The sequence below is a fragment of the Nocardia sp. NPDC060220 genome (genome assembly GCF_042727815.1).
In the GTDB taxonomy this organism is placed as follows: Bacteria; Actinomycetota; Actinomycetes; order Mycobacteriales; family Mycobacteriaceae; genus Nocardia.
In genome coordinates this window covers 1-1,209 of sequence record NZ_JBHWZY010000484.1, presented here as the reverse complement: position 1 = coordinate 1,209, position 1,209 = coordinate 1, and the positions used below count along the sequence as shown (strand labels likewise).

Here is a 1,209-nt window from a genome sequence, read left to right as displayed (position 1 = left end):
CGGTGACGGAGCCAAGGCGACTACCGGTGACGGAGCCAAGGCCACCACTGGTGACGGGGCCAAAGGTGGCGGCAGCGGAACCACAGACATGGGCACGGCTGGCGTGTGGCGGCCGGGAGACATCGCGAACGTAATAGATTCGGCCAGCAAAATCACCGGCAACATTCCTGACCTGATCAAGGCTATCGGCTCGTTGGATGATGACGTCGACGACATCATCAAGGCTGGCGGCGAGGCCATCAAGTCAGGCGGCCAAGGCATCGCGACGGTGCTCGACTCGGTCGACAAAATGGACAACCAGACGAACACCGGTGCTGCTGCCGCTCCCTCTGCTGGCGACAGTGGCGGAAAGCCGTCTGGTGGTGACAGTACGTCGGGTGGTGGAAAGCCGTCTGGTGGTGACAGTACGTCGGGTGGCGGAAAGCCGTCTGGTGGTGACACTACGTCTGGTGGTGGCACGACGTCGGGTGGTGGAAGCCCGTCGGGTGGTGGCACGACCTCGGGTGGTGGAAGCCCGTCGGGTGGCGGCACCACGTCGGGTGGTGGAAGCCCGGCCACTGCCCCGGCGAGCATTTCGCAGCCATCCTCACTCATGGGGCTACCGCCGGTCCGTCCGCAATCCGATAGCGAGCAGGAACACCGGCGCGACTCGCGCTTCACGACCCCCATCACGGCTACGAGCGAGCAACAGGAGGTCCAGTCATGAATCCGATTGCACGGCTGGAAGCTATAGCTGACCAGCACACATCGGCGGTAAAACGTATTCAGGATCGATTCGAACAAGCCGACCAGCGTGCAAGAGAGGCTTCCCGAGAACTCGCCGCCCAGGAGCGGCGACGCCGCCAGTCCAACCGCGACAAGCAGCCCGTGCCGCGGAAGTCGACTTCTCGCACCCTCACTCCCAGCGATCTACTCGGCCATCCCGAGCTGCTCGTGTGGGCCCTGAGGAAATAGCAGTCGACGTTTCAGCCGTTACGGCGAGGTAGGCGTGGGCGAGCTTGGTCGGGGTGACATGCCGATACCAGGCGTGGTAGCGCCGGACCTGATACTGGTCGAGCCTACCTCGGCTTTCGCCGTGTATCGGCGGTGCCTGCCGCGCAGACCCAGGCCGATCCGGACGAGGCTTTGTCAGGAGGCCGCGCGGGTGGAGACTACATCTCCGGCCGCTTTGGTTGAATCACCACGAAAGCCCCGCCGCCTCCTTGAAGG

At 64.2% G+C, this 1,209-nt stretch carries 1 protein-coding gene; it reads left to right on the top strand.

Features of this window, described 5'->3' with window-relative positions:
• Positions 1 to 706, top strand: a 706-nt coding sequence (locus tag ACFWF3_RS23100) for a hypothetical protein (RefSeq protein WP_379315234.1), incomplete at its 5' end; no start/stop codon positions are given.
• Positions 707 to 1,209: the final 503 nt, after the last annotated feature.